Source organism: Coprobacillus sp. AF33-1AC (assembly GCF_003475785.1).
In the GTDB taxonomy this organism is placed as follows: Bacteria; Bacillota_I; Bacilli_A; order Erysipelotrichales; family Coprobacillaceae; genus Faecalibacillus.
Map to the genome: position 1 here is coordinate 12,539 of NZ_QRQB01000009.1, position 26,635 is coordinate 39,173.

Genomic DNA, 26,635 nt, shown 5'->3' on the forward strand with positions numbered 1-26,635 from the left:
ATAACCATCACTTTTTAATAAAACACCTTCAGCAAGTCCGGCATTTTCTACTTCAATATGTCCATATACTTCATCTTCAAAAGAAGTTACACCAGTGCTTGGAATTGTTTGTCTGACAACATATTTTTCACCACTAGCAATTCTTTTTTTAGCTTCTTCTAAAGAAATATTTTTACAAGGGTCAATGTATCCTTGTTCTTCATTATGAGATTCTTCTTTAGCTGCATTAATTGTTTCTTCATCACAAAAACAATAATGAGCCCCACCAAGTTCAACTAATTTATCAGCATATTCTTTATAAATCGCTAATCTTTCTGATTGAACATAAGGTCCTACGTCTCCTGGCTTATTAGGTCCTTCATCATAACCTAATCCTGTTTGATCCATCACTTTATAGATCATATCAACAGCACCTTCAACTTCTCTTTCTTGATCCGTATCTTCAATTCTTAAAATAAAATCTCCATCATCATGTTTAGCGATTAAATATTCATATAACGCTGTTCTTAAGTTACCGATATGCATATATCCTGTTGGACTAGGTGCAAATCTTGTTCTTACTTTTGCCATTTCTATACTCCTTTTTTCTTTAATAAAACAACTGCCTGGGCAACCATTCCTTCTTGTCTACCAACAAATCCTAACTTTTCTCCACGCGTTGCTTTAATGTTAATTTGTGATATATCGCAATGTAACTGACTTGCAACATTTTCTCTCATTTGTTTAATATGTGGTGCCATTTTAGGTTGTTCACACATAATAATGCTATCAAGATTATTAATTTCATATCCCTCTTGATCCATTAACTGATAACAATGCTCTAATAAAACCATAGATGATATTCCTTTATATTGAGGATCAGTGTCAGGAAAATGTTTTCCAATATCTCCTAAACCTAATGCACCGATAATACTTTCAATAATCGCATGCAATAATACATCAGCATCACTATGACCTAATAAACCTTTATCATGGTCAATTTTAACACCGCCAATAATTAAATCTCGACCCTCTACTAATTGATGAATATCTATAGATTGACCTATTCTAAACATGTTATCACCTTCCGCAAACATTCTAGCATAAATAATTAAATTATTGAAGAGTTGGTTGTTTTATAATAATAGAAAATATGGTAAACTAATTCATATATAATTGAAAGAGGTATAACCTATGGATAAAGAAAATGTAGTAAGTAAAAATTTTATTGAAAAAATTATAGATGAAGATTTAGCCCAAGGGAAATATACAAAAATTGCCACTCGTTTTCCACCTGAACCTAATGGTTATTTACATATAGGGCATGCTAAATCAATCTTATTAAATTATGGTCTAGCCAAAAAATATAATGGTACTTTTAATTTACGTTTTGATGATACAAACCCAATGAAAGAAAAAACGGAATTTGTAGAAAGTATTGTATCAGACGTAGAATGGTTAGGAGCTCAATATGATGGTGATATCAAATTTGCTTCTAATTATTTTGATCAAATGTATGAAGCAGCAGTCCTTTTGATTAAAAAAGGAAAAGCTTATGTTTGTGATTTAAGTCCTGAACAAATTAAGGAATATCGTGGAACATTAACTGAGCCTGGTAAAGATTCACCATATCGTAATCGTTCAGTTGAAGAAAACTTAGATTTATTTGAAAGAATGAAAAACGGTGAATTTGAAGATGGTTCTAAAGTATTAAGAGCTAAAATCGATATGGCTTCTTCAAATATTAATATGCGTGATCCAATTATTTATCGTGTTGCGAGAATGACACATCATAATACTGGTGATAAATGGTGTATTTATCCAATGTATGATTTTGCTCATCCTATCGAAGATGCAATTGAAGGCATTACCCATTCTATTTGTACACTTGAATTTGAAGATCATCGTCCTTTATATGATTGGGTTGTTCAAGAAGTGGGTTATGAACATCCACCTAAACAAATTGAGTTTGCTAAATTATATTTAACAAATGTCATTACTGGTAAACGTTATATTAAGCGTTTAGTTGATGAAGGTATTGTTGATGGTTGGGATGATCCAAGATTAGTCACTATTGCCGCTCTTAGAAGAAGAGGATTTACACCAGAATCAATCAAAGATTTTATGGAATTAATTGGTGTAACTAAAAGTAATTCTTCAAATGATTATGCTATGTTAGAATATTGTATTCGTAATGACTTAAAACCTAAAGCACCTCGTGTGATGGCTGTTTTAGATCCTATTAAATTAGTGATTGATAATTATCCTGAAGGAGAAGTTGAATATTTAGATGCAATGGTTAACATGGAAAACCCTGACTTAGGATATGAAAAAGTTCCTTTTGAAAGAGAACTTTGGATTGAAAGAGAAGATTTCATGGAAGAACCACCAAAGAAATACTTTAGATTATTCCCAGGTAATGAAGTACGTTTAATGAATGCTTATTTTGTTAAATGTGTAAGTTATGAAAAAGATGAAAATGGTAAAGTCACTGTTGTTCATTGTACTTATGATCCAGAAACTAAAAATGGTACTGGATTTACAGGTAGAAAAGTAAAAGGAACAATTCATTGGGTTCCTGTTCATCATTGCAAGAAAGTCACAGCTCGTTTATATGAAAACTTAGTTGACGAGGAAAAAGGTGTTTATAATGAAGATGGATCTCTTAATTTAAATCCTAATTCATTAACTGTTATTGAAGACTGTTATGTTGAACCAGCTATTGAAAAATACAAACCTGGTGATTCATTCCAATTTGTAAGAAACGGTTACTTCTGTATTGATACAAAAGATACAACTGAAGATCATCTTGTATTCAATCGTATCGTATCATTAAAAAGTTCATTTAAATTACCTAAAAAATAAGGGTAACAAGGAATCAATTTTGATTCCTTTTTTTATACAAAAAAAAGGATAGAAATCTATCTATCCTTGATATTTACGTTTATGTGCTGCACTAATTAATCCTTGGAATAATGGTTGACTACGATTTGGTCTTGATGTGAATTCAGGATGGAATTGACATCCAACATAGAAAGGATGATCTTCAATTTCAACGATTTCAACTAGGTTTCTTTCTGGATTAACACCAGCTACTTTTAAACCATGATTTTCTAAAACATCACGATATTCGTTATTAAATTCATAACGATGACGATGTCTTTCTTTAATCATTTCTTTACCATATAATTGATAAGCTTTTGTACCTGCAATTAACTTACAATCATAATCACCTAATCTTTGTGTACCACCCATATCTTCTAATGATTGATCAGACATTAAATTAATAACTGGATTTTCAGCAATTTCATTAAATTCTAATGAATCTGCATCTTTAATACCACATACATTTCTTGCATATTCTAAAGAAATAAGCTGCATTCCTAAACAAATTCCTAATAATGGTACTTTATTCACTCTTGCATATTCTATAGCGTCAATCATACCTGGGATACCACGTGTTCCAAATCCACCAGGAACAATAATACCATCAGCATCTTTTAATCTTTCTGCTACATTATCTTTATTTAATTCTTCTGAATTAATAAAATCAATATTAACGACACTATTTTCATAATATCCTGCATGTCTTAAAGCTTCATTTACTGATAAATAAGCATCTGGTAATTGGACATATTTACCAACTAAAGCAATTGTAATTTCTTGATTTAAGTTCTTAACACGATGAATAAGTTCATTCCATTCTTTCATATCAGCTTGTGGTGCTTCAATTTGTAAATGTTTTAAAACTAAATCATCCATATGTTGTTCTAATAACATTGTAGGTAATTCATATAAGTTTTCTACATCATAGTTAGAAATAACATGTTGTGTTGGTACATTACAGAATAATGAAATTTTATCTTTTAAATCTTTACCAATATGTTTTTGACTACGACAAACAATAAAATCCGGTTGGATACCTAAACCTCTTAATTCTTTAACACTATGTTGTGTAGGTTTTGTTTTAACTTCATGACTTGCTCCAATATAAGGAAGTAATGTTGTATGAATATATAATGTATTTTCATATCCTAAATCTAAGCGTACTTGTCTAATAGCTTCAATAAAAGGTAAACTTTCAATATCCCCAGTTGTTCCGCCAATTTCAGTAATAATAATATCAGCATTACTACTTGAAGCTGCTGCATAAATTTTAGCTTTAATTTCATTAGTGATATGAGGTACAACCTGTACAGTAGCTCCTAAATAATCACCATGTCTTTCTTTAGAAATAACATTACTGTAAATTCTTCCTGTAGTAATGGAAGAATTTCTGTTTAATTGTTCATCAATAAAACGTTCATAGTGTCCTAAATCCAAATCAGTTTCTGCACCATCACTGGTAACAAAAACTTCACCATGTTGATAAGGAGACATTGTTCCCGGATCAACATTAATATAAGGATCTAACTTTTGCATAAATACTTTTAATCCACGTTGTTTTAAAATACGACCTAAAGATGCTGCTGTTAATCCTTTACCAAGGCCCGAAACAACACCACCAGTAACAAAAATATACTTTGCCATGTTCTCTCTCCTTTATATCTATAAAATAAAAAACGCCTTCCTACGGAAGACATCTATTTGCCCTTTCTTATTCTATCAATTTTATTTTATAATTGCAATAAGAATATATTATTTTGAGAATTTTTTTAAAACAAAAGAGAGTACGGGGAATACTCTCTTTCATGCATAGATCATTTCTTGGGGAAGAGGGGGTGATCTATGCTTTTATTATTATATTATCTTGTCTTAAACGACATTGTTCATAATAAAGTACATTTGTGAACTCTTTATGAACCTCTAGTATATTATCATAATTAGCATGTCTATGCAACCCTTATTTGTAAAAAAAAGAAAGCTTTTTTAGCTTTCATTTTTTTCGAGTATAGACTAATTTTTTGGGAGAGGGGTATCTATACTCAATATTATATTGTCTTTATCTGACATGTTTATAATACTCAATTTATATGAATTATATATGAACTTATGTTAACTTATAAATTTTTTTATTAACAACAAGACCACTTTCTTTTTGATATTCCTTTTCCAAATAATCTTGGTAAGTTCCAGGTGCAATAATTCCATTCATATCAATCACATCACTCCCGGTTTTACCAATAATCTCATCAGCAAGCAACACACAATTTGTTCCCATCACAAAATAAGTTTTAAACTTGCCCGATTTGAATTTGTAAAACTGCGCTCCTGTTTTCAAATACAACCTACTGGCGTAATCTTCTTTTTTATTTGGATCTTTGTAGGATAAAGGATACCATTGATAAGTATTATTCATTAAATCATTTATTTTACTTTTAACATTTTGTAATTGCTTTTCAGTTAAACAAAGTCCATAACCGAATATTGTCTTATGACTTTCTTCCATACAAAACTTTAAATAATCCTCTTTTTTATTAACTGTAAATAAAACACCATCCCCTATCGCTTCAAATAATCTTTGTGAAAGAAAATCATAATTACCATAAGAATAAACTGTTCCTTCAAAGCATAAATCAACATGACCCATTGTACCAAAACCATCAGGCGTCACATGTATGAAGATTTCCATATTGATTTTTTTTGAATCTTCATATTTCTTAACTTGATCAACAATTAAATGATCATTGACTAACTTTAACATTTGCATTGGTACAATAGCAGCAAGAAATATAGGTAAAGGGATCCGAATACGTCTTTTTAAACTGTCTTTTTTTGATGTCGGAATAACTGTAAAAATCCCATCTAACAAATAATTAACGCCTAAAAGAAATGCATATCCTCCAATTAAAAACATCGCTAATTGGGCATCAAAATACTGCTTATCAATTAACACTATCCCACCATAAATAAAAAATATTGCCAACAAACAAATAAATAACCTTCTTTTAACACGATTACGACGATAATTTAAATAAGAAATAAAATATATAATTCCCAAAATAATAAAATAGAATGAAAAAGCAATTGAAACGATCATCATTGGTAATGCTTGAATAAAAATAAAGATCATCCCAATTAGGATAAATAAAATACATTGCATTATTTCAATCTTGTTTAATCCTTTATCAAACATTTTATTTATTAAATGAATCCCATTTTCAATTAAAACAATCCCCAGAAAAATAAATAGCCATTTTAAAAAAAGAGTTTGTTTAATCATCGCTAATAATCCTAATGATATCAATGCCAGTCCTAATAACACGTCAATCAGTCCTTTATATAAACGTCTTTCCATGATGATGCCTCCTTTCCTATATTATGCCATTTCCTTTTAAAAGAGAAAAGAAAAAGTCGGCATTGCCGACTTTTCATTATAAACAATGATTATTTATCAAATTTGTTTTTATAATCATAGATTTTGCGTAAGATATCTTCCATATCTTTAACCATTGGCATTCTTGGGTTTGCAGGAGTACATTGATCTTCATATGCATTCATAGCAATTCTGTGAATTGATTCTTCCCAAGCAGCTTTATCAATACCTTGTGATTGAATGTTAGAAGCTAAATGAACTTTATGACATAATTCTTCACAAGCATCAGCGAACATTTCAACACCTTCAGCAGGAGTTTTTGGATTTAATCCGATTAATTGAGCTAATTCCATGAATTTAACATCTGCTTTATAGTTATCGATTTTTGGCCAGATAGCTAATTTAGTTGGGATAGTTCCGTTATATCTAATTACGTGTGGTAATAAGATACCGTTTGTTCTACCATGAGGTACATGCCATTCTCCACCGATCTTATGAGCTAATGAGTGGTTCATTCCTAAGAATGCGTTAGCGAATGCCATACCTGCGATACATGCAGCATTGTGCATTTTTTCTCTAGCTAATGGAGTTCCTTTAGTAACTGATTCTTCTAAGTAATCAAATACTAATTTAACAGCTTGTTTAGCCCATCCATCAGTATAATCAGAAGCTAATAATGAAACATAAGCTTCAACAGCATGAGTTAATACGTCGATACCAGTATCAGCAGCAACTGAAGCAGGTAATGACATAACGAATTCTGGGTCTACGATTGCAACTGTTGGAGTTAAAGCGTAGTCAGTTAATGGATATTTTTTATTGCATGAAGTATCAGTAATTACTGCGAATGGAGTAACTTCTGAACCTGTTCCTGAAGTAGTTGGAATACAGATCATTTTTGCTTTTTTACCTAATTCAGGGAATTTGAATGCACGTTTTCTAATATCCATGAATTTTTGTTTAATATCATCGAAACATACTTCTGGATGTTCGTATAATAACCACATTACTTTAGCAGCATCCATTGAAGATCCACCACCTAAAGCGATGATTGTATCTGGTTGGAATTTGTTCATTAAAGCTAAACCAGCTTGAACTGTGTCGAAAGATGGATCTGGTTCAACATCGAAGAATAATTCGATATCAACTTTGTTACGTCTTCTTCTGATAACGTCTTCAATCTTTTCAACATAACCAAGACTATACATACCTCTGTCTGTAATAATCATGGCTTTTTCCATTTTTTTCATATCTCTTAAATATCTAATTGAATTTCTTTCAAAGTAGATTTTTGGAGGAAGTTTAACCCATTGCATATTGTTATTACGTCTCCCTATTCTCTTAATATTGATTAAGTTTACAGCACTTACGTTGTTTGATACTGAGTTGTGTCCGTAAGAACCGCAACCTAAAGTTAATGAAGGTAAGAATGCGTTATAAACTGAACCGATTCCACCGAATGTTGATGGTGCATTTTCGATAATACGGATAGCTTTACATCTATGTCCAAATCTTTTAGTTAATTCATGATCTTGAGTATGAATTGCAGCAGAGTGACCTAAACCGTTGAATTCTACCATTTGAGCAGCTTTTTCAATACCATCATCAGTTGATGAAGCTTTTAAGATAGCTAATACTGGAGATAATTTTTCTCTAGTTAATGGTTCATTAGGTCCAACTTCTTTACATTCAGCACAAATGATTTGTGTTTCAGCAGGAACATTGATTCCAGCTTGTTCTGCAATCCAAGTTGCAGGTTTACCAACAACGTTTGGATTTAATTTAGCAGTGTTTACTTGATCACTGTATGCTTCTGCACCAAACATGAATTTTTCAAGTTTAGCTTTTTCTTCTTTATTTACAAAATAAACATGGAATCTTTTGATTTCTTTCATGAAGTCATTATAGATTTCATGATCAACGATAGCAGCTTGTTCTGAAGCACAGATCATACCATTATCGAATGATTTTGATAATACGATATCGTTAACAGCTCTGTTTAAAACACAAGTTTTTTCAACATAAGCTGGAACGTTACCAGCACCTACACCTAATGCAGGTTTTCCACATGAGTATGCAGCGTTAACCATTGCGTTACCACCAGTAGCTAAGATAGTAGCAACACCTGGATGTTTCATTAATGCACTTGTTGCATACATTGATTTAATATCTAACCATTGGATACAGTTTTCAGGTGCACCAGCAGCAACAGCAGCATCTCTAATTACGATAGCAGCTTGTTTAGAACATTCATGTGCACTTGGATGGAATGAGAAGATAATTGGGTTTCTAGTCTTTAATGCGATTAAAGATTTGAAAATAACTGTTGAAGTTGGGTTAGTTGTTGGAACGATACCACAAACAACACCTACTGGTTCAGCAATTTCAGTAATTCCTGTTAAAGGATCTTCATTGATGATACCAACAGTTTTTAAATGACGTAAGTTGTTAGTTACATATTCACAAGCGAATAAGTTTTTAACAGCTTTGTCTTCAAATACACCACGTCCAGTTTCTTTAACTGCAGCTTCAGCTAAAATACCATGGTGATCTAATCCAGCTACTGAACATTTTGCTACGATGTAGTCAACTTGTTCTTGAGTGAATTCTTCAAATTTAGATAAAGCAACCAAGGCTTTATTTACAAGATCGTCAACATGAGCATCTGTTTCTGCTTCAGTTGGCGCAGCTTGTTGTACAGGTTTTTTTTCTGCCATTTTGTTTCCTCCATATATTTGTGAAATATTTAATTTGTTTCCGGATTTATATTACCTTAAACCATTAAAAAAAACAAGCATATTTGTAAGTTTTTTTCGTTAAGACCGTCTTAAAATTCGGTGATGAAAGCGCTAACCCTTGCGCCATTATTCATGTTTGTGAAATTTTTAATTTAGTCCTTTTTTTTACTTTATTTTTACAAAATATCAACACTTTGAAAAAAGCGATTAGCAATCGCAGCGTGAAGCAGATGTTCTAGGAAATATTCAAAACGAAAACGGTTCTTCACTGTCCATGTATTAAGATCTAAATTGTGCATTTTAAATTCAGCAATTTCATCTTCATTTAAGAAATCTTCACGAGGATGACCGTTTAGATGATATTGAAAACAGAGTTGCTTATTCTTTTGATAATCATCTTCAAACAAATAACCTAAATATAATGATTCATCTATTTCTTTTAATTTAAGCAAAGAGGGTAAATAAAAGCTTGAAAACATCACTTGTTTTAACATTCCTTTATCTTTAACCATTTGATAGACTTCTTCCTCTATACCTTGATAATGAATTTTATCGGTTTTCAATTCAATATTTAAAATCACATCTTTCCCCTTAGCTAAATCTAAGAGTTCTTCTAATAAAGGAATTTTTTCATCAAAATCTTTAAATTTATAATTAAATCTAAATTGACATAATTCTTCATAAGTATAGTCTTTAATATATCCTTGACCATTACTGGTACGATTGATTTTTTCATCATGGCATAAAACAAGTTGACCATCTTTAGTTTTATGAACATCGGTTTCAATGCCATTAAATCCCTTTTTTATTGCTTCTAAAAAAGCCTTCATTGTATTTTCTGGATATTGATCACTATATCCTCGATGAGCTAAAAGTAACATTAAAAAAACACCTTCCTTCGTTCTTTATTTTACTACGAAGAAAAGTGTTTTAAAACTATAAAATACTAATGAAATAAGCCATATATCCTACCAACATCACAATCGCTCCTATCTTTCTTAAACGATAGTTTTTATTGATAAAAACAAAGAATAAAACCATCGCTGCAATCGCAACTAAACCATCAATGATAAAAGAACTTTTAAAAGTAATTGGAGTAGGTGAAACTAAAGCCGTTGTTCCTAATACAAATAAAATATTAAAAATATTACTTCCTACAATATTACCCACACTTAAATCATCTTTTCCCTTTAATCCGGCAGTAACTGAAGTAATCAATTCTGGTAAAGATGTTCCAAAGGCGACAATTGTAAGACCAATAATTCTTTGTGAAATACCTAATGCTTTTGCTATATTGGTTGCTGCATCAATTGTAACTTGACTTCCAATAACAATCGCTGCCATTCCTAAAATAAGCATTAAAATCAAACGTAATGCTGTATCTTTCTCCGTTAATTCTTCTACTTCATCTAAAGATGTCTCTTCACCTTTTTTTGTTAAACGATATAAATAGAATAAGAATAATAGAAAGCATGCCCATAAAATAAGTCCATCAGCAAAATCAATACTATTACCATTCATTCCTAATACAATCAATAATCCTGTAATTACAATTACAAAAGGTATTTCATACTTATATGTATTCTTTTTAACCCTAAGCGAAGTAATACATCCTGTAATACCTAAAATCAATAAAACATTCATAATGTTACTACCAATTACATTACCTACAGCTAAATCACTACTTCCTTTAATGGCTGATGTAATAGAAATAGCAGCTTCAGGAGCACTTGTTCCAAATGCCACAATCGTAAGACCAATAACTATTTGGGGAATATGAAATTTCAAAGCAACTTTACTGGCTCCTTCTACAAATACATCTGCCCCTTTCATCAACAATATAAAACCAACAATTAATAACACGACTTGTACTAACATTCCACCAATCATAACTTTCCTCCTTACTAAAAAAGACAAGACTTTATTTCATTATAAAAAAATGAAATAAAGGTCTTGTCTATCACTCTGTGATGATTTACACCCGGTTACAATGTAACGAGATGACGAATGTAAATACGCTTGATGCGCGACTACTCCCCTTTAATACAACCTCATTCTAACAACTTCATCTAGAAAATGCAATCATTATTTCCATTTAATAGAATAAAGAAAAGAGAAGTGATCGACTTGATCCATTTGTTCTTTTAAAATAATTGATTCTTGACAACGTCCACAATCACTGCATCCATCACAAATCAGTCTTGATCCACAATTTAAACAATGTTGACGGTAATGGGGTTGATAAGTTTCTTGTTCAAATAAAGTATTTTCTTGAATTAAATGATAGACTGTTGGTTTACCAATATGTTGCATCTTAGACTTAAAAGCCAAAGAAGCTTGTTGTTTTTTAGATGGAATATGATATCTTTTATTATCTTTAATATAATAAGTTCCTGTTTCAATAAAACAAAACTTAATATCTTGTTTTTTTGCTTGATAAAACAAAGATTCTACCCATTCATGATGACAAGGACGACAACCACCATAGTTTTCACCACCTACGAAAATTTGTTCAATTTGTCCTTGCTTTAAATATTTTGTTACATCAATAGCCCCTATTAACGGTGCACACATGATTCCTTTATGTTTAGCAGGAATATCAAGTAAAATTGGAATTCTGATATCAGCTTGTCTTTGATTTTCACATGTTACATTTAAAATGACATGATCATATCCTTCATCCCAATCATCCGGCAAGCACTCTTTTATGCGTTCAGGACGCTTAGTTAAAATATAAAAGATAACATCTCTTCTTTGACTTATCATCTGCCATACTTCTTTTCGCCATTGATCTGCTTCCTCTAAAAAGAAATCAGATGTCATACAAACTCTTATTACCTCACCACTTTTAATTTTATAATCACCATTTTTATCTCTAGCTATTAAATAATTAAAATTTTGTGTTTTATAAATATAATGACCATCTTGGTTACGCTTTTGATCTAAATAATACATATAACAATTTTGGCAACCCTCACTGATCTTTTTACACCCATGCCAAGGGTTATAAATATCATGCATGAGCTTAATCCTTATTTATTTCTTTTGCACAAGAAATAAGATAATGTCTTGCATTAACACTTTTAACTTGTCGAGCACGTTGAAGTAAACATTCTTTTTTTAATTCCGGTTCATCAACCAACTCTAATAACTGTAAAGCCATTTGATAGTTTTTTAAAGTCATTAATTCTTTAATCCGCTGATTTAGTTTTTCTTTACCAATCAAAGTCAAAAGTTCATGATCATAATCCGATTGCTTAACTGGTAATAAGTGAACAGGATTGCCATCAAACCACCCTACATAACCAACATAAACACTCTTTACAGCCCATTCTACCATTCCATAATATTCTTGTAAGTAGGGTGAATGAGAAAGTTTATCAGGCAACTTCACTTCTGCTACTGTTTCTTGTAAAGTTAATCCCTGATTCATACATTGTAATGTGTGAAATAAAATATATTCAATTGCTTCTTTTTCATCGCCCACTCTTTTTTCAATCAAATCATGACCGATAATAGGATCGGTATGTCCAGGCAAAAGTGCTTTTGATGGAAAAGAAAGAATTAATTCTAAAGATTCAATCCATGTTGCTAGATTACGATATTGAGTTCCTCTAATTGCATATAAAGCTGGAAAAACACCATAATAATTATCTCCCGTACAAATGACCTGATCATCTTTTAGCCAAATACATATTTGATCATCTGTTTCACCTGGGGCACGATACATCGCTAAGGCAACACCATCAATAACTCTTTCTACTTTATTTTCTTGATATATTGTTGTTGGTTGCATAAATTCATAACAGCCATGACCCGTAGTTTTTCCTTCACGAATACCTATTCCTTGAAAGATAGCCTCCTCATCATTAAGATTGTAACCATGTTGATAACTTCCTCTTTTATTTAAAATATCATTTAATCGATCATAATACTTGAGTGGTTGTTTTATTGGCGTAAATGCAATAATCTCAGTTACTGTATTTTTAAAAGTACCTGCTCCACCTCGATGATCAGGATGACCATGAGTATAAATTAATGTTTTTACAGGTTTATCTGTTATTTTCTTTAAATCATTTAATAGATCTTGGGCATATTCATTCGTATCTAAAGTATCAATTAAGATAACCGATGTATCCCCTATAATAGCCGTGGCATTACTGTGTCCATAAGATTTAAAGTAATAAATTCTTTCATTAATTTTTATACATTCTTTTTGATATGATTTTTCACAAAATAATTTCATTTCTTGTTCCATTATTTTTACCTCATATTCATTATAAAAGAATTTATAAAAACAAAAAAGTAGGCACTTTTTAGTAACTATAAATATTGATTAAGTTGTTTCATCATTTTTTCTTCAAGATGAATAATTTGTTTCGTTATTTCTTTGACTTCATGACTTGCTTGTTGATATTGGTTTAAATAGCGATATAAAGACTTAATTCCCATATGACATCCATCACTGATCAATTCCGCAATCGTTTGATCTGATTCATGCATTGCTATTTTCATATTCATTTTTAACCAAGACATTCCTTTTGCCATCATAGGTGGTTCTTTACCATCATCATGATTTTGATTGAGTAAATTTTGTACTCTTCTTTTTAATTGAAAATGTTCATTTTTTGCATCAATTAATTCATGCTTTAATTTTTCATCTTCAATTACATCTAAAACTTCATCTATAGAGTCTTGAGCCATCTTTAAGCCAGCATCACATTCCCTAAGTAATTTTATTGTATCGTCCATTGTATTCTCCTTTACATTCATATTCTTAGCCATCTATAATGAATATATACAAGAAGGTGAAATCATGTTATATCGTACTTTATATCCATCTCCTTTAGGAACAATGATCCTGATCAGTGATGAAGCATCCTTAAAAGGGGCGTGGTTTAAAAATCAAAAATATGAACAAGCAAAAATAAATAATAGCGAAATCAAAGATATGCCCAATTCCATTTTAAACCAAACTATAAATTGGTTAGATCGTTATTTCAATCAAGAAAAACCTTCTATAAAAGAACTTCCTCTAGACCCTATAGGAACACCCTTTCAAAAAGAAGTTTGGCACATTCTTTGTCATATTCCTTATGGTACCACCTTAACATATGGAATGATTGCTGATATGATTAATCAAAAAACAGGAAAAAAGTTAGGTGGTCAACCTGTTGGTCAAGCCGTAGGTCATAATCCTATTTCTATTATTATTCCTTGTCATCGTGTTATTGGTTCTAACGGCAGCCTAACTGGATATGCTGGTGGCATTGACAAAAAAATAAAACTCCTTCAATTAGAAGGAGTTCATCTTGAAAACATAGCTTAGCTATGTTTTTTTACTTGTAATTGTTGGTAAACTTCGTTAATTAAATCAGCTTGTGCTAAATCTTCACTAAAAGCTGTTGCGCCTCCACAAGCACTTCCTAATTTTAAAGCTTCACTATAATCATGATGTTTTAAATATCCAGCCAAGAAACCAGCTACCATACTATCACCACTACCTACACTATTAAGGAGTTTTCCTTTAGCCCCAGCACAGTAATAAACATGTTGATCTTCACTCACTAATAAAGCGCCATCTTTTCCTAAGGAAACTAAAACATTCATAGCACCTTGTTGTTGTAATTGTTTAGCATAATAAACTAATGATTCTTCACTATCAATTTGCGTATCAAATAATTCTTCTAATTCACGATGATTAGGTTTGATTAAAAATGGATGGTAAGGTAATACCTTTTTTAATAAATCATTCGTCGCATCTACTACAATACGAATATCTTGTCCTTCAAATTTTTTCATAATATCTTCGTAAATAGTATTTGGTAAAGATGAAGGAATACTTCCTGCTAAAACAAGGCTATCGCCTGGTTTTAATTGAGCTAATTTTTGATATAATTCTGCTAATTTATCTTGTGGTATTGCAGGACCACTACCATTAATTTCTGTTTCTTTTTGTGATTTCATTTTAACATTAATTCTTGATATACCTTGATCTAACTGACATAAATCACATTGAAAACCTCTTTGCTTTAATTGACTTTCTATCTCTTTACCTGTAAATCCTGCAATAAATCCTAAAGCTGTTGTGGGCAAAGATAAACGACTTAAAATTGTAGATACATTAAATCCCTTTCCTCCAGGATACATTTCTTCTTGATAAGAACGATTTGTTTCCCCTTCTTCAAATTCTTTAACTCTCATAATATAATCCAATGATGGATTAAAGGTAATTGTATAAATCATAATACCCTCCTATATCATTTACTTTATTATCATTATAACAAAAAGAATTAATCTAGAATATAACTAGATTAATTCTTTTTCTTTTAACCAAGATGTAATACCATTTTGTTCAATACGTCCACAAATTTCATCAGCAACTGCTTTAGCTTCTTCAACAGCATTACCCATAGCCACACCACAATTAACAGTTTCTAACATTTCAATATCATTACGTCCATCACCAAAAGCAATTGTATCTTGCATATCACGATTAATTCTTTTTACAAGTTCTTGAATACCTACTGCTTTAGAAACCCCTTTTAATGTTAAATCAAATGAAAAATCATTTTGATGTCTTTGCACATCAAAGTAAGGTGATAATCTTTCAACCATGACAGGAATATCATCTTTACTATTGACTACAATCATTCCAATATAGGTTTCAACTTCATCCGGATTAAACTCATCAACTAAAGTTTCATCTTTCATACCCCATCTTTGGGCAAACTCTTGATGATGAATATTTTCACGATCACGAATATAAATATAATCATTAGCTTCAAAATAAAAATTCATATCATATTCATCACATAACTTCATCGTTTCTTTAATCGCTTCACTAGGTACAACGGCTTTATATACTGGCTTATTTTGATATTCTACATATCCTCCATTACAAGTAACATAGCCACTAAAAGGATAACTCATTACTTCATCAGTAATAAAACATTTACAACGTCCTGTTGCCAAGAAAACATCATGCCCATTTTGTTTTAAAGTATCTAAAGACTGTTGATTGACTTTTGATATCCCATAAATCCCTTGATTACAATCAATGAGTGTCCCATCTATATCAAAGAACAATAATTTACTCATATATCCTCCTAAAGATAAAAGACAAATGTAAAACATTTGTCTTATTATAATTCTGCTTTTTCTAATTGAACTAAATCAATTTCCATAGGTGTTAAATTACCTAAGAAATCAATAAGTATTTTAGCTGTTTCTTTTTCCATATCAATTGATTCAACACGTCCGCTTTTACCAGCAAATGATCCTGAAATAACATTAACTTCATCGCCAACACCATAATCAATTTCAACAGATTGAGTATTAATTCCCATTTTCTTTAAAATAGGATCTAATTCATGTTTTTGAAGTGGGAATGGTTTTGCTCCACCACCAGATGAACCAATAAATCCAGTAACCCCAGATGTATTACGTACAACATACCATGCTTCATCTGTCATAATCATTTCAACTAAGACATAACCTGGAAACATATTTGTTGTTTTATTAATTTTTTTACCATCTTTAATAATTGTTTCAACATGTTCAGGAATAACAATATTAAATAAACAATCTTGTAATCCCATTGATTCAACACGTTTTTCTAAGTTTTCTTTTACTTTATTTTCATGACCTGAATATGTATTAACTACATACCATTGTCTTCCTTCATCATTCATTCCTGCCATCTTAATTCATCCCCAATGCTTTTAAAATAAATGCAATAACGGCATCTCCACCAAAGAAGAATAACCCCATTACAAACGTAAATAATAAAACGACTGCTGAGTTTTTCGCAAGTTCTTTCTTGCTTAACCAACTCACATTTTTAATTTCAGCTCTAATTCCTTTTAATTGACACCAATCTTTTAATTTAAAATCAGATGTCTCATGGATTTCCATTTCTTTAGAATCTGTTTTTTTAAACATGATATCCTCCTATTTCGTTTCTTTATGTAATGTGTGCTTTCCACATCTTTTACAATACTTATTTAATTCTAATCTTTCTACATTTACACGTTTATTTTTTGATACAGTGTAGTTGCGTGATAAACATTCACTACAAACCAAAATCACTTTTTGTTTCATTATATCAACTCATTTCTATACCACTATAATCTAGCACAAAAGAATGAGATAGTCAATTCTAATTCAAAATGAAAAATACAAAGATAAACTCTTTATCTTTGTATTCTCTTTATTTTTCTTCTTAAACGATAACATGCATTATAAGAAGCTCTTACATTAATGTCTAATAAAAGAGAAATATCTTGATGATTATAACCAACCATGAGATATTGGTAAACTTCTTTTTCTAACTGCGACAACCTTGGATCAATAGTTCGATTATATTGTGTCATTTGGTCTTTTAATAAAAGTTGTCTTGCTGGCTGATAGTAATCACTTTGATCACCCACAACTTCTCCAAAGCAACAATCACTATCATGATAACTTTGATTTAAAGATAACGTTCTCGATAAAACACAACGCTCTTTTCTATCATAGTAATATAAAGATTTTACCGAATCTTTAATAATCATTTGAAAATAAGTTTTCATTAATGTTTGGCGATCATCTCTAAAATTTAAACACGCCTTATCTAAAGACATCATTACTTCTTGAATCCATTCGGACTGATTAGATGAATAATAATAAGTAAATTGAATTAAATATTTAATCTTCTTATAATACTCATCATGGAATAAGTCATTTGCACTTTGACTTCCTAGACGGCTTAAGTACAACATTTCTTCCTCGTTATACTCACCCAATATAATTCCTCCTTTAAGATTATAAAGGATTACGTGAATTATATACTTGATACAAAATAACCGCTGTGGCTACTGAAGCATTAAGCGAAGTTACATGTCCTACCATTGGTAGAATAACATTCATATCACAACTTTTTTTCACTAAGCGAGATATACCTGCTCCTTCAGAACCAATAACAATGACAGTTGGCATATTATAATCAATTTGTCGATAATCTTGACTATTATGCAAATCACAACCAACAACCCAGAATGATTTTGTTTTTAAATCTTCTAATGTTCTTGTTAAATTTGTTACTTGAGCTACCTTAACATGATCGATGGCACCTGTTGATACCTTAGCTACTGTTCCATTTAAACTCACACTTCTATTTTTTCCAATAATGACTCCATCAACACCAACAGCATCACATGTTCTTAATATAGCTCCTAAATTATGAGGATCTTCTAGTCCATCAAGCATCAATAATAATGGCATCTTTCCTTCTGGAATAGCATCTAAAATTTCATCAATCGTATAGTAACGATAGCTTTCTACACTAGCCATAATCCCTTGGTGAACAACTTTACCTATATGTTTATCAAAATAAGTCTTATCTACAAATTCAAGAGGAATCTTTCTTTTACGACAAAAATCTATTACCTTTTTATCTTTATTGTTATTTTGCATATAAACAGTATATACATTAGAACCCTTTAATGCTTCCATCACTGTATTTTTTCCATATATATATTGTTTCATATTTTCTCCTCGCTTTCATCTCGAATTTGTTTCATGTTTATCTCATGATGAACGTAATCTTTCATCAAATCAAATAACTCATTCATTCTATCTTTTTGATCATTTAAATAAAGATGTCCAAACAATGCTTCTAAACCTGTAGAATGACGATGTTCATTCGTCTCATTTTTATTATTTTTAGCGTTACGCCCTCGTTTATAAATTTTGATTTCTTGTTCACTTAGTAAATTATTTTCTAAACAATAAAAGATAAATCCTGCATGTCCTTGACTACTCACATAGTTTCTAGCAGCTTGATAGAGTTCATGAGGCTTAGCTAAACCACTCTCTCTAATCAAATATTCTCTAGTCATTAATTCAATAATACTATCTCCTAAATAAGCAAGAACCATTGGATTAACAAAGTCTGGATTCATTAAATAATCCCCTTTTCAATTAATTGTCCTCGATAGGCATCTGCTTTTTCAAAATCTTTCACTGCTTTTGCATTTAACCATTCTTTATATAAATTCAAATCAGCTTCATCTAATTTTTTTGGTTCAAATACAAATCCCATAACGGATGTCATTTTTAATAAAGTCTGATATTCTTTAGAAATAAGTTGACTATCTTTATCTTTAGTTCTCATTAATTGATTTAAAACTTTAACTTGACTTAAGATAGCTGTAAGCGCTAATGAAGTATTTAAATCATCTTGTAACGCTTCTACCATATGATCTACTTTTTCTTTATCATAAATATCATCATTAACACCTTCAACTTGTAAATACAATGATGCAGATTTAATAACATTTTCAACTTTAGCTACTTCTTTTTTTACATTATTAACAATTTCATCAGTCATATTTAATGGATTACGATAATGAGAAGAAAGCATAAACCATTTATAAACATTACATCCAAGTTGCGCCAATAAATCTTTAGCCCAAATGACATTTCCTAATGATTTAGACATTTTTTCATTATTAATATTAATCATTTGATTATGCATCCAAGTATGCGCAATAGGATGTCCATTACATGCACGTGATTGGGCAATTTCATTTTCATGATGAGGGAATTTTAAATCTTGTCCGCCACCATGAATATCAATTTTCCCATTTTCAAAAATATCATTAATCATCACAACACATTCCGTATGCCATCCTGGTCTTCCTTTTGACCAAGGGCTATCAAATTGAATACCTTCGTCTGTTTTCTTCCATAAAGCAAAATCTGTTGATTCTTCTTTTACCCCTTTGTCTTCAACTCTTTCACTCGCACCAGCAACTAAATCTTCAATTCTAATACCTGATAATTCCCCATAATCTTTATCCTTAGAAACTCTAAAATAAACATCTCCATCAACAACATATGCATAATCTAAATCTATTAAGCATTTAATAAAATCAATAATTTGACTCATTGTTTCTGTTACTCTTGGTGCATAAGTTGGAAACTCTAAATTTAATCCTCTACGAATATCTTCATAAGCTTTAATATATTTATCTGTTAATTCTTTTTCTGTAATTCCTTCTTGTTTAGCTGCTTTGATGATTTTATCATCAACATCAGTAAAGTTAGAAACAAAAGTAACTTTATAACCCATGTATTCAAACGTTCTTCTTAATAAATCAAATACAATCATAGGTCTTGTATTACCAATGTGGACATAATTATAAACAGTAGGTCCACATACATAAATACTGACCTTCCCTTCTTTAATTGGTTTAAATTCTTCTTTTTTGTTTGTTAGTGTATTAAATAATTTCATAGCTCCTCCTATTAAAAAAAGCATGCACTATTTGGACACAAAATGTGTTTATCCACCAAATAGATGATGCTTTTAAATGATCTTAACGCAATCAACGTTCTTTCTTTGCAAAAGACTCAAATAAGTGCATTCAGTCAATTTCCTTTAAACTCTTTCCACCACCAAGTTCTCTCTATCAAATTCCCTTGACTTACTATTCTTATTTATAATTTATAATATGTAACATTCTAACATATTTATGATATTTTTCAATCATTCAATTTACCTGAAGATTTATAAAATGATTCTAAGAAGATAAGCATCTTCTTTATTTCTTTATTATATACATCAGTTTTTGCCTGATAACCATATATATAAGTTGTCTGATTTTCAAAATAGACTAAATTTGTAAATTTAATTCCTGTATCTTTAAACTGTCCACTAAATTCATAACAAGATAATCCACTATCTAAAACCGGTTGTTTTACTTTAATAGATGAGGCATTCATTTGTTCTAATTCACCATAATACAATTCTTTCATATCTTGAGGTTCATTATCATAATTACTTCTTTCAACTGTATAATAAAAAACTTGTTCTTGATGAATGAAACGCAATGTGCTTGGGTCTTGTTCATCGTTTGTCGTATTCATCTCTAATTTAAACTCTTTAGGATAATAAAAAGAAACATCATCATCCACTTTATATTCATTTCCTTCTTTATCCACAGAAACCTTCTCAACTTTTTTTCCACACGCAAATAATGAAAAAACAAGAACTACACAAACAAGAATGTGCCCTATCGTTTTCATCAAACCACCTCTTATCTATTTTACACAACTTCATTACATTTGACAACCTCAGGTAACTTCTTACTATTTTGATACTAATTCAAAATGTCGTAATCCATCAATAATACCATCATGATCACTATCTTTGCAGATATATGTCGCTAACTGTTTGAGTATTTTATCACCATTTTCCATCACCACAGGGTAACCCACTTTTTCCATCATCTCAATATCATTATGACCATCACCAAAAGCCATCAATTCTTCTTTTTTAAAGCCATAATAATGCATAATAGCCTCGATAGCAGCACCTTTACCTCCATCTATAGGAACAATATCATAGGCATAGTCATGCCACTTTGTAACTTTAATATGCTTTGTTCCATCTACAATATCTTGTAATTCTTGTTGATTTACAAAAGGGTCAACTTGATATATTTGATTAACATTGACCTCTTGGCTAATAGGTGGAATCATAGTAGAAATGGAAGCTTGAGCATCACGCACTCTTTGATCCACACGATTAATATACATTTTATCTTTTTCAATAAATAAAGTCGGATAACCCTTTTCTTTAATCTTTTCATACATCAAACAAATATCATCTTGGTTAATTTTATTTTCATAAATAACTTTGTCACCAACTGTACAATAACCACCATTCAATAACAAATAACCATCAAATTCAAATTGTTTATTTAATTTTAATTCTTCTAATTCTAAAGAATGTCTACCTGAAGCAATAAAAAGTTTTATCCCTTTATTTTTTAATTCATTTAACCCTGATATGACTGCTTCACTTATATAAGGACGTGAGGATGATATCAACGTTCCATCGATATCAAAAAATATAGCTTTTATCATAATAATCTCCTTTATAGTATGAAAGGTACTGAATTCAGTACCTTTCATACCTTACAACAAGGAAGAGAATAATTCAATATAACGGCTTGCGCTTACTTCCCAGTCTAATTTTTCTTTCATTGCTCTTTGGACTAAACGATCCCAATTTTCAGGATAATCATAGAAAGTATGCAATGCATAATCTATTGTATCCATCATTTCATGAGCGTTATAGTTTGTAAAACTAAATCCTGTTCCTGTTTGTTCAAATTCATTGTATGGAATAACACTATCTTTTAAACCACCTGTTTCACGAACAATAGGAATAGTTCCATATTTTAAAGACATCATTTGTGATAATCCACATGGTTCAAATAACGAAGGCATTAAGAACATATCACATCCTGCATAAATACGACACGATAATCCAAAGTCATATTTACATTGCATTGACACTTTATCTTGATGATAGTAGGCTACACCTTTTAAAGCATCTTCATAAACACGATCTCCAGCACCCAAAATAACAACCTGTACCCGACGTCCACAAAGCGCCTCAAATTGATTAATAATCAAATCTAAACCTTTTTGTCTTGTAAGTCTTGTAACAATACCAATTAAGGCTACATCTGGATCTTCTGGTAATCCTACTTCTTTTTGTAATGCAAGTTTATTTTCTAATTTACCTTTTTTCACTGTTCTTGGTGTATATTTTTTTACAATCATAGGATCTTTATTAGGATTAATAACATCATAATCAACCCCATTTAAAATACCATATAAGTCATGTTGTCTCATTTGTAAAATTGATTGTAATCCTTCACCATATTCATCAGTTAATATCTCCTTGGCATAAGTTGGTGATACTGTAGTAATAATATCACTGTAGAAAATAGCTGCTTTCATCATGTTTAAACAATCATCATTTCGACAATTACCGTTATAGTACAAATAATTATCTAAACCAAAGAATTCTTCTAATAAATGTGGATCCGCTTTACCTTGGAAAGCAATATTGTGAATTGTGAATACTAACTTAATATTTTGATAATAATCATAATAGCAATATCTTTCTCGATATAACATAGCAATCATAGCTGTTTGCCAATCATGCATGTGTAAGACATCTGGTCTAATATTTAAATGACTAATTAGCTCAAGAACTGCAAAATCAAAGAATGCAAATCTTTCATAATCATCATCATAGCCATATAAACCCGGTCTTTTAAAATATTGTTCATTATCAATGAAATAATAAGTTACCCCATCTAATTCATACTTAAAAACACCACAATAGCATTTACGCCATCCCATAAAGATATCAAAATTTGTTACATATTCAATCTTATCAGCAAATTTCATATCTTGATATTTAGGTAAAACAACAATACTTTCTACCCCTTGTTTTGCCATTTCTTTTGGCAAAGAGCCAATAACATCTGCAAGACCCCCTGATTTAATGAAAGGTGTCCCTTCACTTGCAACAAAAAGAACTCTCATTAAACAACATCTCCTTCTTTAATATATAAAGGTGTTGTTTCATTTCCTTCAAGATGTGTTTGTTTTTCAACACGAGCTCGTTTATCAATAATTACATTTTCTAATTGTGATCCTGGAGCAATCTTTGATCCTGAGAAAATAATACAGTTCTTGATCTTAGCACCTTTACCAATAACCACTTCACGACCAATAATACTATTTTGAACAGTACCATCAATAATGGCACCATTTGCGATAAACGATTTATTTACATCAGCATGATCTAAATATTTTGTAGGTGGTGTATCATTTGTGTTCGTATATAATGGCCAATTAGATTTAAATACTGCAGAAGAAACATCTAAATCTAAGAACTCTAATGAATATTTAAAATAACTTTCTAAAGAATCTAAACAACGTGCATATCCTTTATATTCATAAGCATGAATTTGTTTTTCATCACATAAATAAGCAAGCGAATCTTTTAAAGAGAAAAATGAACTTACACGACATGCTTTCTTCATAATTCTTAATAATTCTTTAGTATTAATAACATAGGTTTCAAGCGAAATAGCACGTGTTTTACGTGATCCTTTATTCACTCCTACACCTTCTACATAGCCATCTTTAATATCTAAATATTCCCCTCCAACAAAGGCTTTATCAGCATCTTTAATTTTTTGATAAACCATGGTAATTTCAGCACCAGATTTTTCATGTGCTGCAACAACATCACGATAATCCATTGTTGTAACAATATGTGCTGGTGCAATTACTACATAATCAGATTTATTATTTTCTAAAAATGCTATATTTTCAATTAAGTTATTAATATCATGATTGTATTTAGGGTTATTAGCATATTTTTCATTATATAATAATGAAACACCCCCAGCTTTAGAGTTAAAATTCCATGAATTACCATTTCCTAAATGTTTAAATAAAGAACGTGGTTTTTGTTGAATTAAAACCCCAACTGAATCAATTGATGAATTCGACATATTTGATAATACGAAATCAATAATTGCATAACGACCAAGGAAGCTTACAGACGCTACCGGTCTTCTTTCTGTCAAACCTGTAAAATTGACATCTGAATGTAAATTAACTAAACCTATTACTTTTGCCATCTTTGTTTGCCTCCCTATCTAGTATGATCGCTTACTAATGCGACTTCTTTTGCTTCTTTGTTGATGATTGATTTTGCCTTGACAACAACACCTTCATCAATTATGGCTTTATAAATTTCAGCCCCTTCTTCTACTAATACTCCTGGCATTAATACTGAATCAATGACTTTTGCACCTTCTCCAACATTAACATTATTGAATAATACTGAGCCACTTACTTCACCATTAACAAGACATCCTTGAGTAATAAGTGAATTCTTTACATTAGCTTTTTCTCCGATAATTTGAGGAATACCTAAAGTATCTTCTGTATAAATTTTCCAATCTTTTTTAATATTATATAAATCTAATTCTTTATCATGAATCAAATCCATATTTGCTTGCCATAAGCTTTCAACTGTTCCTACATCTTTCCAATATCCATCAAATTCATAAGCATATAGTTTTTTGTTGTCAGCCAACATATCAGGAATAATATTCATACCAAAATCATGTTTACTGTCTTTCTTTTTCGCATCAGCAATTAAATAACGACGTAATTGTTTATAAGTAAAAATATAAATTCCCATTGAAGCTAAAGTAGATTTTGGTTTTTCTGGTTTTTCTTCGAATTCATAAATGCTTCCATCTTCATTTGTATTCATAATACCAAATCGACTTGCTTCCTTTAAAGAAACATTTAAAACTGCAATCGTAGCATCAGCTCCTCTTGCTTTATGAGCTTCTAGCATTTGAGCATAATCCATCTTATAGATATGATCTCCTGATAAAATTAAAACATATTCAGGATCATATTGATCTAAGAAACCAATATTTTGATATATAGCGTCAGCTGTACCTTCATACCATGTTGCTCCAACTTCATCTCTTTCACGGGCTGGTAAAATAGCAGCTAATGATTGACCACCATCTAACCCCCATTTTGTTCCTGCACCAACATAAGTACCTAAGACAACTGATTCATATTGTGTTAGTACCCCAACAACATCAATTCCCGAATTGGCGCAATTACTAAGTGGAAAATCAATAATACGATACTTCCCACCGAAATGCACTGCAGGCTTAGCCACTTTAGCAGTTAATTCTTTTAGACGTGTTCCACGTCCTCCAGCTAATATCATTGCGACAATCTCTTTTCCCATTTTTATCTCCTCCTATAAAAAAATGTAAGCGCTTTTGTTATACTTTAATTCTACCATACATTGGGTTAGAATTCACGACAATTATAAAACATATAACAAATAATTTATGTCGTATTTTTTCTTTTCTCTATATTTATCATACACCTATTTAATCTATATTTTAATTAATTTAGTAATTAATAATTTTATTTACATTTTTTTAACCATAAACACATATATACATATAGGGGGGTGAATAAATGACCCAACGTATTGCCTATAACCCTAAAGAAGTTGATTTATTAGCTCGTCTCATTAAATCAGAAGCCTTAAGCGAGGGTGATCTAGGAATGTTATTGGTTGGCAATGTCGTCATCAATCGTGTTGTCGCCATTTGTGATGTTTTTAGGCAAGTTACTTCAATTACTGAAGCCGTTTATCAAAAAAACGCCTTTGCTGGTGTTGGTACCCCGCTATTTAATAGTGGGGTCAATGATAAAGAAAAAGAACTTGCATTACGTACAATCACCTCATTTAGACAACAACCGGCCCAAAATGCCTTATGGTTTAAAAACCCGGGTACAAATGTAAGTTGTCCACCAACTTTTTACGGTACTTTATCTGGTCGTTATAAAAACCATTGTTTCTATAACCCCCAAAGCAACCTGAATTGTGAACTTTAAAAGGACGTGATAATATCGAATATTTTGATGATTTAAACCCTTACCTTGTAAGACAAGATGATACAACTTTACCTGCTACAAATTCTGATACTGGAAATATCCCAGAAATATATCTTGGAAATATTTTAAGATTAAATATTGGTAAATTAGGTACTTTCTATTTTACCTTTAGTAGTAGTAACCAATGGCGAGATCGTACCTTTACTGGAATTTTAGAAGATGCCGGAATGGATTATTTTATTATCAAAGATCCTGAAAGCGAGAAACGTTATCTACTTTCATTTATTTATTATGTATGGTCTGAATTTGATGAAGAATTAGACCATCAATATAATACACCACAATAAAAAAACCG

At 30.8% G+C, this 26,635-nt stretch carries 28 protein-coding genes; 4 read left to right on the top strand and 24 right to left on the bottom strand.

Features of this window, described 5'->3' with window-relative positions:
- Both DWZ53_RS11300 and ispF read right to left on the bottom strand, forming a co-directional pair.
- Positions 1–570, bottom strand: a 570-nt coding sequence (locus DWZ53_RS11300) for a glutamate--tRNA ligase (RefSeq protein ID WP_233541840.1), incomplete at its 3' end; no start/stop codon positions are given.
- A gap of 2 nt (positions 571–572) precedes the next feature.
- Positions 573–1,055 carry a 2-C-methyl-D-erythritol 2,4-cyclodiphosphate synthase gene (ispF, locus tag DWZ53_RS04740; RefSeq protein ID WP_118432506.1) on the bottom strand — a complete coding sequence of 161 codons (483 nt, stop codon included), beginning with the start codon at positions 1,053–1,055 and terminating at the stop codon, positions 573–575.
- A gap of 118 nt (positions 1,056–1,173) precedes the next feature.
- Between ispF and DWZ53_RS04745 the strand changes: the two genes are divergently transcribed.
- Positions 1,174–2,844 carry a glutamine--tRNA ligase/YqeY domain fusion protein gene (locus tag DWZ53_RS04745; protein ID WP_118432508.1) on the top strand — a complete coding sequence of 557 codons (1,671 nt, stop codon included), beginning with the start codon at positions 1,174–1,176 and terminating at the stop codon, positions 2,842–2,844.
- Between the two features lie 60 nt (positions 2,845–2,904).
- Here the strand turns inward: DWZ53_RS04745 and DWZ53_RS04750 are convergent, their stop codons facing one another.
- The 8 genes from DWZ53_RS04750 to DWZ53_RS04785 all read right to left on the bottom strand — a co-directional run bounded on the left by DWZ53_RS04750 (position 2,905) and on the right by DWZ53_RS04785 (position 13,725).
- The gene (locus tag DWZ53_RS04750) at positions 2,905–4,509 is read right to left on the bottom strand and encodes a CTP synthase (protein WP_118432510.1); all 1,605 of its coding nucleotides are present in this window, start codon (positions 4,507–4,509) and stop codon (positions 2,905–2,907) included.
- 460 nt (positions 4,510–4,969) lie between these two features.
- Entirely contained in the window at positions 4,970–6,217 is a 1,248-nt protein-coding gene (locus DWZ53_RS04755; protein WP_118432512.1) for an HdeD family acid-resistance protein, read from the bottom strand.
- 89 nt (positions 6,218–6,306) lie between these two features.
- The gene (gene adhE / locus DWZ53_RS04760) at positions 6,307–8,952 is read right to left on the bottom strand and encodes a bifunctional acetaldehyde-CoA/alcohol dehydrogenase (RefSeq protein WP_118432514.1); all 2,646 of its coding nucleotides are present in this window, start codon (positions 8,950–8,952) and stop codon (positions 6,307–6,309) included.
- Between the two features lie 197 nt (positions 8,953–9,149).
- Positions 9,150–9,854, bottom strand: coding sequence for a glycerophosphodiester phosphodiesterase (locus DWZ53_RS04765; RefSeq protein WP_118432516.1), 705 nt, complete (start codon positions 9,852–9,854; stop codon positions 9,150–9,152).
- 55 nt (positions 9,855–9,909) lie between these two features.
- On the bottom strand, positions 9,910–10,863 hold the full coding sequence (locus tag DWZ53_RS04770) for a calcium/sodium antiporter (protein WP_233541841.1): 954 nt from the start codon (positions 10,861–10,863) through the stop codon (positions 9,910–9,912).
- A gap of 195 nt (positions 10,864–11,058) precedes the next feature.
- The gene (locus tag DWZ53_RS04775) at positions 11,059–11,994 is read right to left on the bottom strand and encodes a DUF5131 family protein (protein WP_118432518.1); all 936 of its coding nucleotides are present in this window, start codon (positions 11,992–11,994) and stop codon (positions 11,059–11,061) included.
- 4 nt (positions 11,995–11,998) lie between these two features.
- Positions 11,999–13,231 (bottom strand): alkyl sulfatase dimerization domain-containing protein, encoded by a 1,233-nt coding sequence (locus DWZ53_RS04780; protein WP_118432520.1) that lies wholly within the window; start codon positions 13,229–13,231, stop codon positions 11,999–12,001.
- A 65-nt stretch (positions 13,232–13,296) separates the two neighbouring features.
- Entirely contained in the window at positions 13,297–13,725 is a 429-nt protein-coding gene (locus DWZ53_RS04785) for a hypothetical protein (protein WP_118432522.1), read from the bottom strand.
- 64 nt (positions 13,726–13,789) lie between these two features.
- Here DWZ53_RS04785 and DWZ53_RS04790 point away from each other — a divergent pair, with 64 nt between their 5' ends.
- Entirely contained in the window at positions 13,790–14,302 is a 513-nt protein-coding gene (locus DWZ53_RS04790) for a methylated-DNA--[protein]-cysteine S-methyltransferase (protein WP_118432524.1), read from the top strand.
- Here DWZ53_RS04790 and pfkB read toward each other — a convergent pair.
- The 14 genes from pfkB to DWZ53_RS04860 all read right to left on the bottom strand — a co-directional run bounded on the left by pfkB (position 14,299) and on the right by DWZ53_RS04860 (position 25,618).
- Positions 14,299–15,219 carry a 1-phosphofructokinase gene (gene pfkB / locus DWZ53_RS04795; RefSeq protein WP_118432526.1) on the bottom strand — a complete coding sequence of 307 codons (921 nt, stop codon included), beginning with the start codon at positions 15,217–15,219 and terminating at the stop codon, positions 14,299–14,301. The genes DWZ53_RS04790 and pfkB overlap by 4 nt on opposite strands.
- Before the next feature lie 63 nt (positions 15,220–15,282).
- On the bottom strand, positions 15,283–16,074 hold the full coding sequence (locus DWZ53_RS04800) for a Cof-type HAD-IIB family hydrolase (protein WP_118432528.1): 792 nt from the start codon (positions 16,072–16,074) through the stop codon (positions 15,283–15,285).
- Between the two features lie 44 nt (positions 16,075–16,118).
- Positions 16,119–16,676 carry a transcription termination/antitermination protein NusG gene (gene nusG, locus DWZ53_RS04805; RefSeq protein ID WP_118432530.1) on the bottom strand — a complete coding sequence of 186 codons (558 nt, stop codon included), beginning with the start codon at positions 16,674–16,676 and terminating at the stop codon, positions 16,119–16,121.
- 1 nt (position 16,677) lies between these two features.
- Positions 16,678–16,917, bottom strand: a complete 240-nt coding sequence (gene secE / locus DWZ53_RS04810; protein ID WP_233541842.1) for a preprotein translocase subunit SecE — start codon at positions 16,915–16,917, stop codon at positions 16,678–16,680.
- A gap of 9 nt (positions 16,918–16,926) precedes the next feature.
- On the bottom strand, positions 16,927–17,076 hold the full coding sequence (gene rpmG, locus DWZ53_RS04815; RefSeq protein ID WP_118432532.1) for a 50S ribosomal protein L33: 150 nt from the start codon (positions 17,074–17,076) through the stop codon (positions 16,927–16,929).
- Positions 17,077–17,168: 92 nt separating this feature from the next.
- A complete protein-coding gene (locus tag DWZ53_RS04820; RefSeq protein WP_118432534.1) occupies positions 17,169–17,759 on the bottom strand; it encodes a hypothetical protein in 591 nt (196 codons plus the stop codon).
- 19 nt (positions 17,760–17,778) lie between these two features.
- Complete coding sequence (rlmB, locus tag DWZ53_RS04825) at positions 17,779–18,501, bottom strand: 23S rRNA (guanosine(2251)-2'-O)-methyltransferase RlmB (RefSeq protein WP_118432536.1); 723 nt, start codon at positions 18,499–18,501, stop codon at positions 17,779–17,781.
- Positions 18,498–18,917, bottom strand: coding sequence for a ribonuclease III domain-containing protein (locus DWZ53_RS04830; RefSeq protein WP_118432538.1), 420 nt, complete (start codon positions 18,915–18,917; stop codon positions 18,498–18,500). Before DWZ53_RS04830 ends, rlmB begins: the two co-directional genes overlap by 4 nt.
- Entirely contained in the window at positions 18,917–20,254 is a 1,338-nt protein-coding gene (gene cysS / locus DWZ53_RS04835) for a cysteine--tRNA ligase (protein WP_118432540.1), read from the bottom strand. Before cysS ends, DWZ53_RS04830 begins: the two co-directional genes overlap by 1 nt.
- Positions 20,255–20,502: 248 nt before the next feature.
- The gene (locus DWZ53_RS04840; protein WP_118432542.1) at positions 20,503–21,045 is read right to left on the bottom strand and encodes a hypothetical protein; all 543 of its coding nucleotides are present in this window, start codon (positions 21,043–21,045) and stop codon (positions 20,503–20,505) included.
- A 63-nt stretch (positions 21,046–21,108) separates the two neighbouring features.
- The gene (locus DWZ53_RS04845) at positions 21,109–21,888 is read right to left on the bottom strand and encodes a Cof-type HAD-IIB family hydrolase (RefSeq protein WP_118432544.1); all 780 of its coding nucleotides are present in this window, start codon (positions 21,886–21,888) and stop codon (positions 21,109–21,111) included.
- A gap of 51 nt (positions 21,889–21,939) precedes the next feature.
- Positions 21,940–23,367: a glycogen synthase GlgA gene (gene glgA / locus DWZ53_RS04850; RefSeq protein ID WP_118432546.1), complete on the bottom strand. Its 1,428-nt coding sequence runs from the start codon at positions 23,365–23,367 to the stop codon at positions 21,940–21,942.
- Positions 23,367–24,476 carry a glucose-1-phosphate adenylyltransferase subunit GlgD gene (gene glgD, locus DWZ53_RS04855; RefSeq protein WP_118432548.1) on the bottom strand — a complete coding sequence of 370 codons (1,110 nt, stop codon included), beginning with the start codon at positions 24,474–24,476 and terminating at the stop codon, positions 23,367–23,369. Before glgD ends, glgA begins: the two co-directional genes overlap by 1 nt.
- A gap of 14 nt (positions 24,477–24,490) precedes the next feature.
- Positions 24,491–25,618 carry a glucose-1-phosphate adenylyltransferase gene (locus tag DWZ53_RS04860; protein WP_118432550.1) on the bottom strand — a complete coding sequence of 376 codons (1,128 nt, stop codon included), beginning with the start codon at positions 25,616–25,618 and terminating at the stop codon, positions 24,491–24,493.
- Between the two features lie 239 nt (positions 25,619–25,857).
- Here DWZ53_RS04860 and DWZ53_RS04865 point away from each other — a divergent pair, with 239 nt between their 5' ends.
- Entirely contained in the window at positions 25,858–26,280 is a 423-nt protein-coding gene (locus DWZ53_RS04865) for a cell wall hydrolase (protein WP_118432552.1), read from the top strand.
- Positions 26,281–26,387: 107 nt separating this feature from the next.
- A complete protein-coding gene (locus DWZ53_RS11305) occupies positions 26,388–26,627 on the top strand; it encodes a spore coat protein GerQ (protein ID WP_255415310.1) in 240 nt (79 codons plus the stop codon).
- The last annotated feature ends 8 nt before the right edge of the window (positions 26,628–26,635 follow it).

What these genes read in the sequence shown, in the direction of transcription:
- DWZ53_RS04745 (WP_118432508.1), top strand. Translation starts at nt 1,174, where the DNA reads ATGGATAAAGAAAATGTAGTAAGTAAAAATTTTATTGAAAAAATTATA.
- DWZ53_RS04845 (WP_118432544.1), bottom strand. Translation starts at nt 21,888, where the DNA reads ATGATAAAAGCTATATTTTTTGATATCGATGGAACGTTGATATCATCC.
- glgD (WP_118432548.1), bottom strand. Translation starts at nt 24,476, where the DNA reads ATGGCAAAAGTAATAGGTTTAGTTAATTTACATTCAGATGTCAATTTT.
- DWZ53_RS04865 (WP_118432552.1), top strand. Translation starts at nt 25,858, where the DNA reads ATGACCCAACGTATTGCCTATAACCCTAAAGAAGTTGATTTATTAGCT.
- pfkB (WP_118432526.1), bottom strand. Translation starts at nt 15,219, where the DNA reads ATGATTTATACAATTACCTTTAATCCATCATTGGATTATATTATGAGA.
- DWZ53_RS04790 (WP_118432524.1), top strand. Translation starts at nt 13,790, where the DNA reads ATGTTATATCGTACTTTATATCCATCTCCTTTAGGAACAATGATCCTG.
- DWZ53_RS04770 (WP_233541841.1), bottom strand. Translation starts at nt 10,863, where the DNA reads ATGATTGGTGGAATGTTAGTACAAGTCGTGTTATTAATTGTTGGTTTT.
- nusG (WP_118432530.1), bottom strand. Translation starts at nt 16,676, where the DNA reads ATGGCAGGAATGAATGATGAAGGAAGACAATGGTATGTAGTTAATACA.
- DWZ53_RS04840 (WP_118432542.1), bottom strand. Translation starts at nt 21,045, where the DNA reads ATGAAAACGATAGGGCACATTCTTGTTTGTGTAGTTCTTGTTTTTTCA.
- DWZ53_RS04830 (WP_118432538.1), bottom strand. Translation starts at nt 18,917, where the DNA reads ATGAATCCAGACTTTGTTAATCCAATGGTTCTTGCTTATTTAGGAGAT.
- secE (WP_233541842.1), bottom strand. Translation starts at nt 16,917, where the DNA reads ATGTTTAAAAAAACAGATTCTAAAGAAATGGAAATCCATGAGACATCT.
- DWZ53_RS04765 (WP_118432516.1), bottom strand. Translation starts at nt 9,854, where the DNA reads ATGTTACTTTTAGCTCATCGAGGATATAGTGATCAATATCCAGAAAAT.
- ispF (WP_118432506.1), bottom strand. Translation starts at nt 1,055, where the DNA reads ATGTTTAGAATAGGTCAATCTATAGATATTCATCAATTAGTAGAGGGT.
- DWZ53_RS04755 (WP_118432512.1), bottom strand. Translation starts at nt 6,217, where the DNA reads ATGGAAAGACGTTTATATAAAGGACTGATTGACGTGTTATTAGGACTG.
- DWZ53_RS04750 (WP_118432510.1), bottom strand. Translation starts at nt 4,509, where the DNA reads ATGGCAAAGTATATTTTTGTTACTGGTGGTGTTGTTTCGGGCCTTGGT.
- rpmG (WP_118432532.1), bottom strand. Translation starts at nt 17,076, where the DNA reads ATGAAACAAAAAGTGATTTTGGTTTGTAGTGAATGTTTATCACGCAAC.
- rlmB (WP_118432536.1), bottom strand. Translation starts at nt 18,501, where the DNA reads ATGAAACAATATATATATGGAAAAAATACAGTGATGGAAGCATTAAAG.
- DWZ53_RS04860 (WP_118432550.1), bottom strand. Translation starts at nt 25,618, where the DNA reads ATGGGAAAAGAGATTGTCGCAATGATATTAGCTGGAGGACGTGGAACA.
- DWZ53_RS04785 (WP_118432522.1), bottom strand. Translation starts at nt 13,725, where the DNA reads ATGGACGATACAATAAAATTACTTAGGGAATGTGATGCTGGCTTAAAG.
- DWZ53_RS04800 (WP_118432528.1), bottom strand. Translation starts at nt 16,074, where the DNA reads ATGAGTAAATTATTGTTCTTTGATATAGATGGGACACTCATTGATTGT.
- glgA (WP_118432546.1), bottom strand. Translation starts at nt 23,367, where the DNA reads ATGAGAGTTCTTTTTGTTGCAAGTGAAGGGACACCTTTCATTAAATCA.
- DWZ53_RS04775 (WP_118432518.1), bottom strand. Translation starts at nt 11,994, where the DNA reads ATGCATGATATTTATAACCCTTGGCATGGGTGTAAAAAGATCAGTGAG.
- cysS (WP_118432540.1), bottom strand. Translation starts at nt 20,254, where the DNA reads ATGAAATTATTTAATACACTAACAAACAAAAAAGAAGAATTTAAACCA.
- adhE (WP_118432514.1), bottom strand. Translation starts at nt 8,952, where the DNA reads ATGGCAGAAAAAAAACCTGTACAACAAGCTGCGCCAACTGAAGCAGAA.
- DWZ53_RS04780 (WP_118432520.1), bottom strand. Translation starts at nt 13,231, where the DNA reads ATGGAACAAGAAATGAAATTATTTTGTGAAAAATCATATCAAAAAGAA.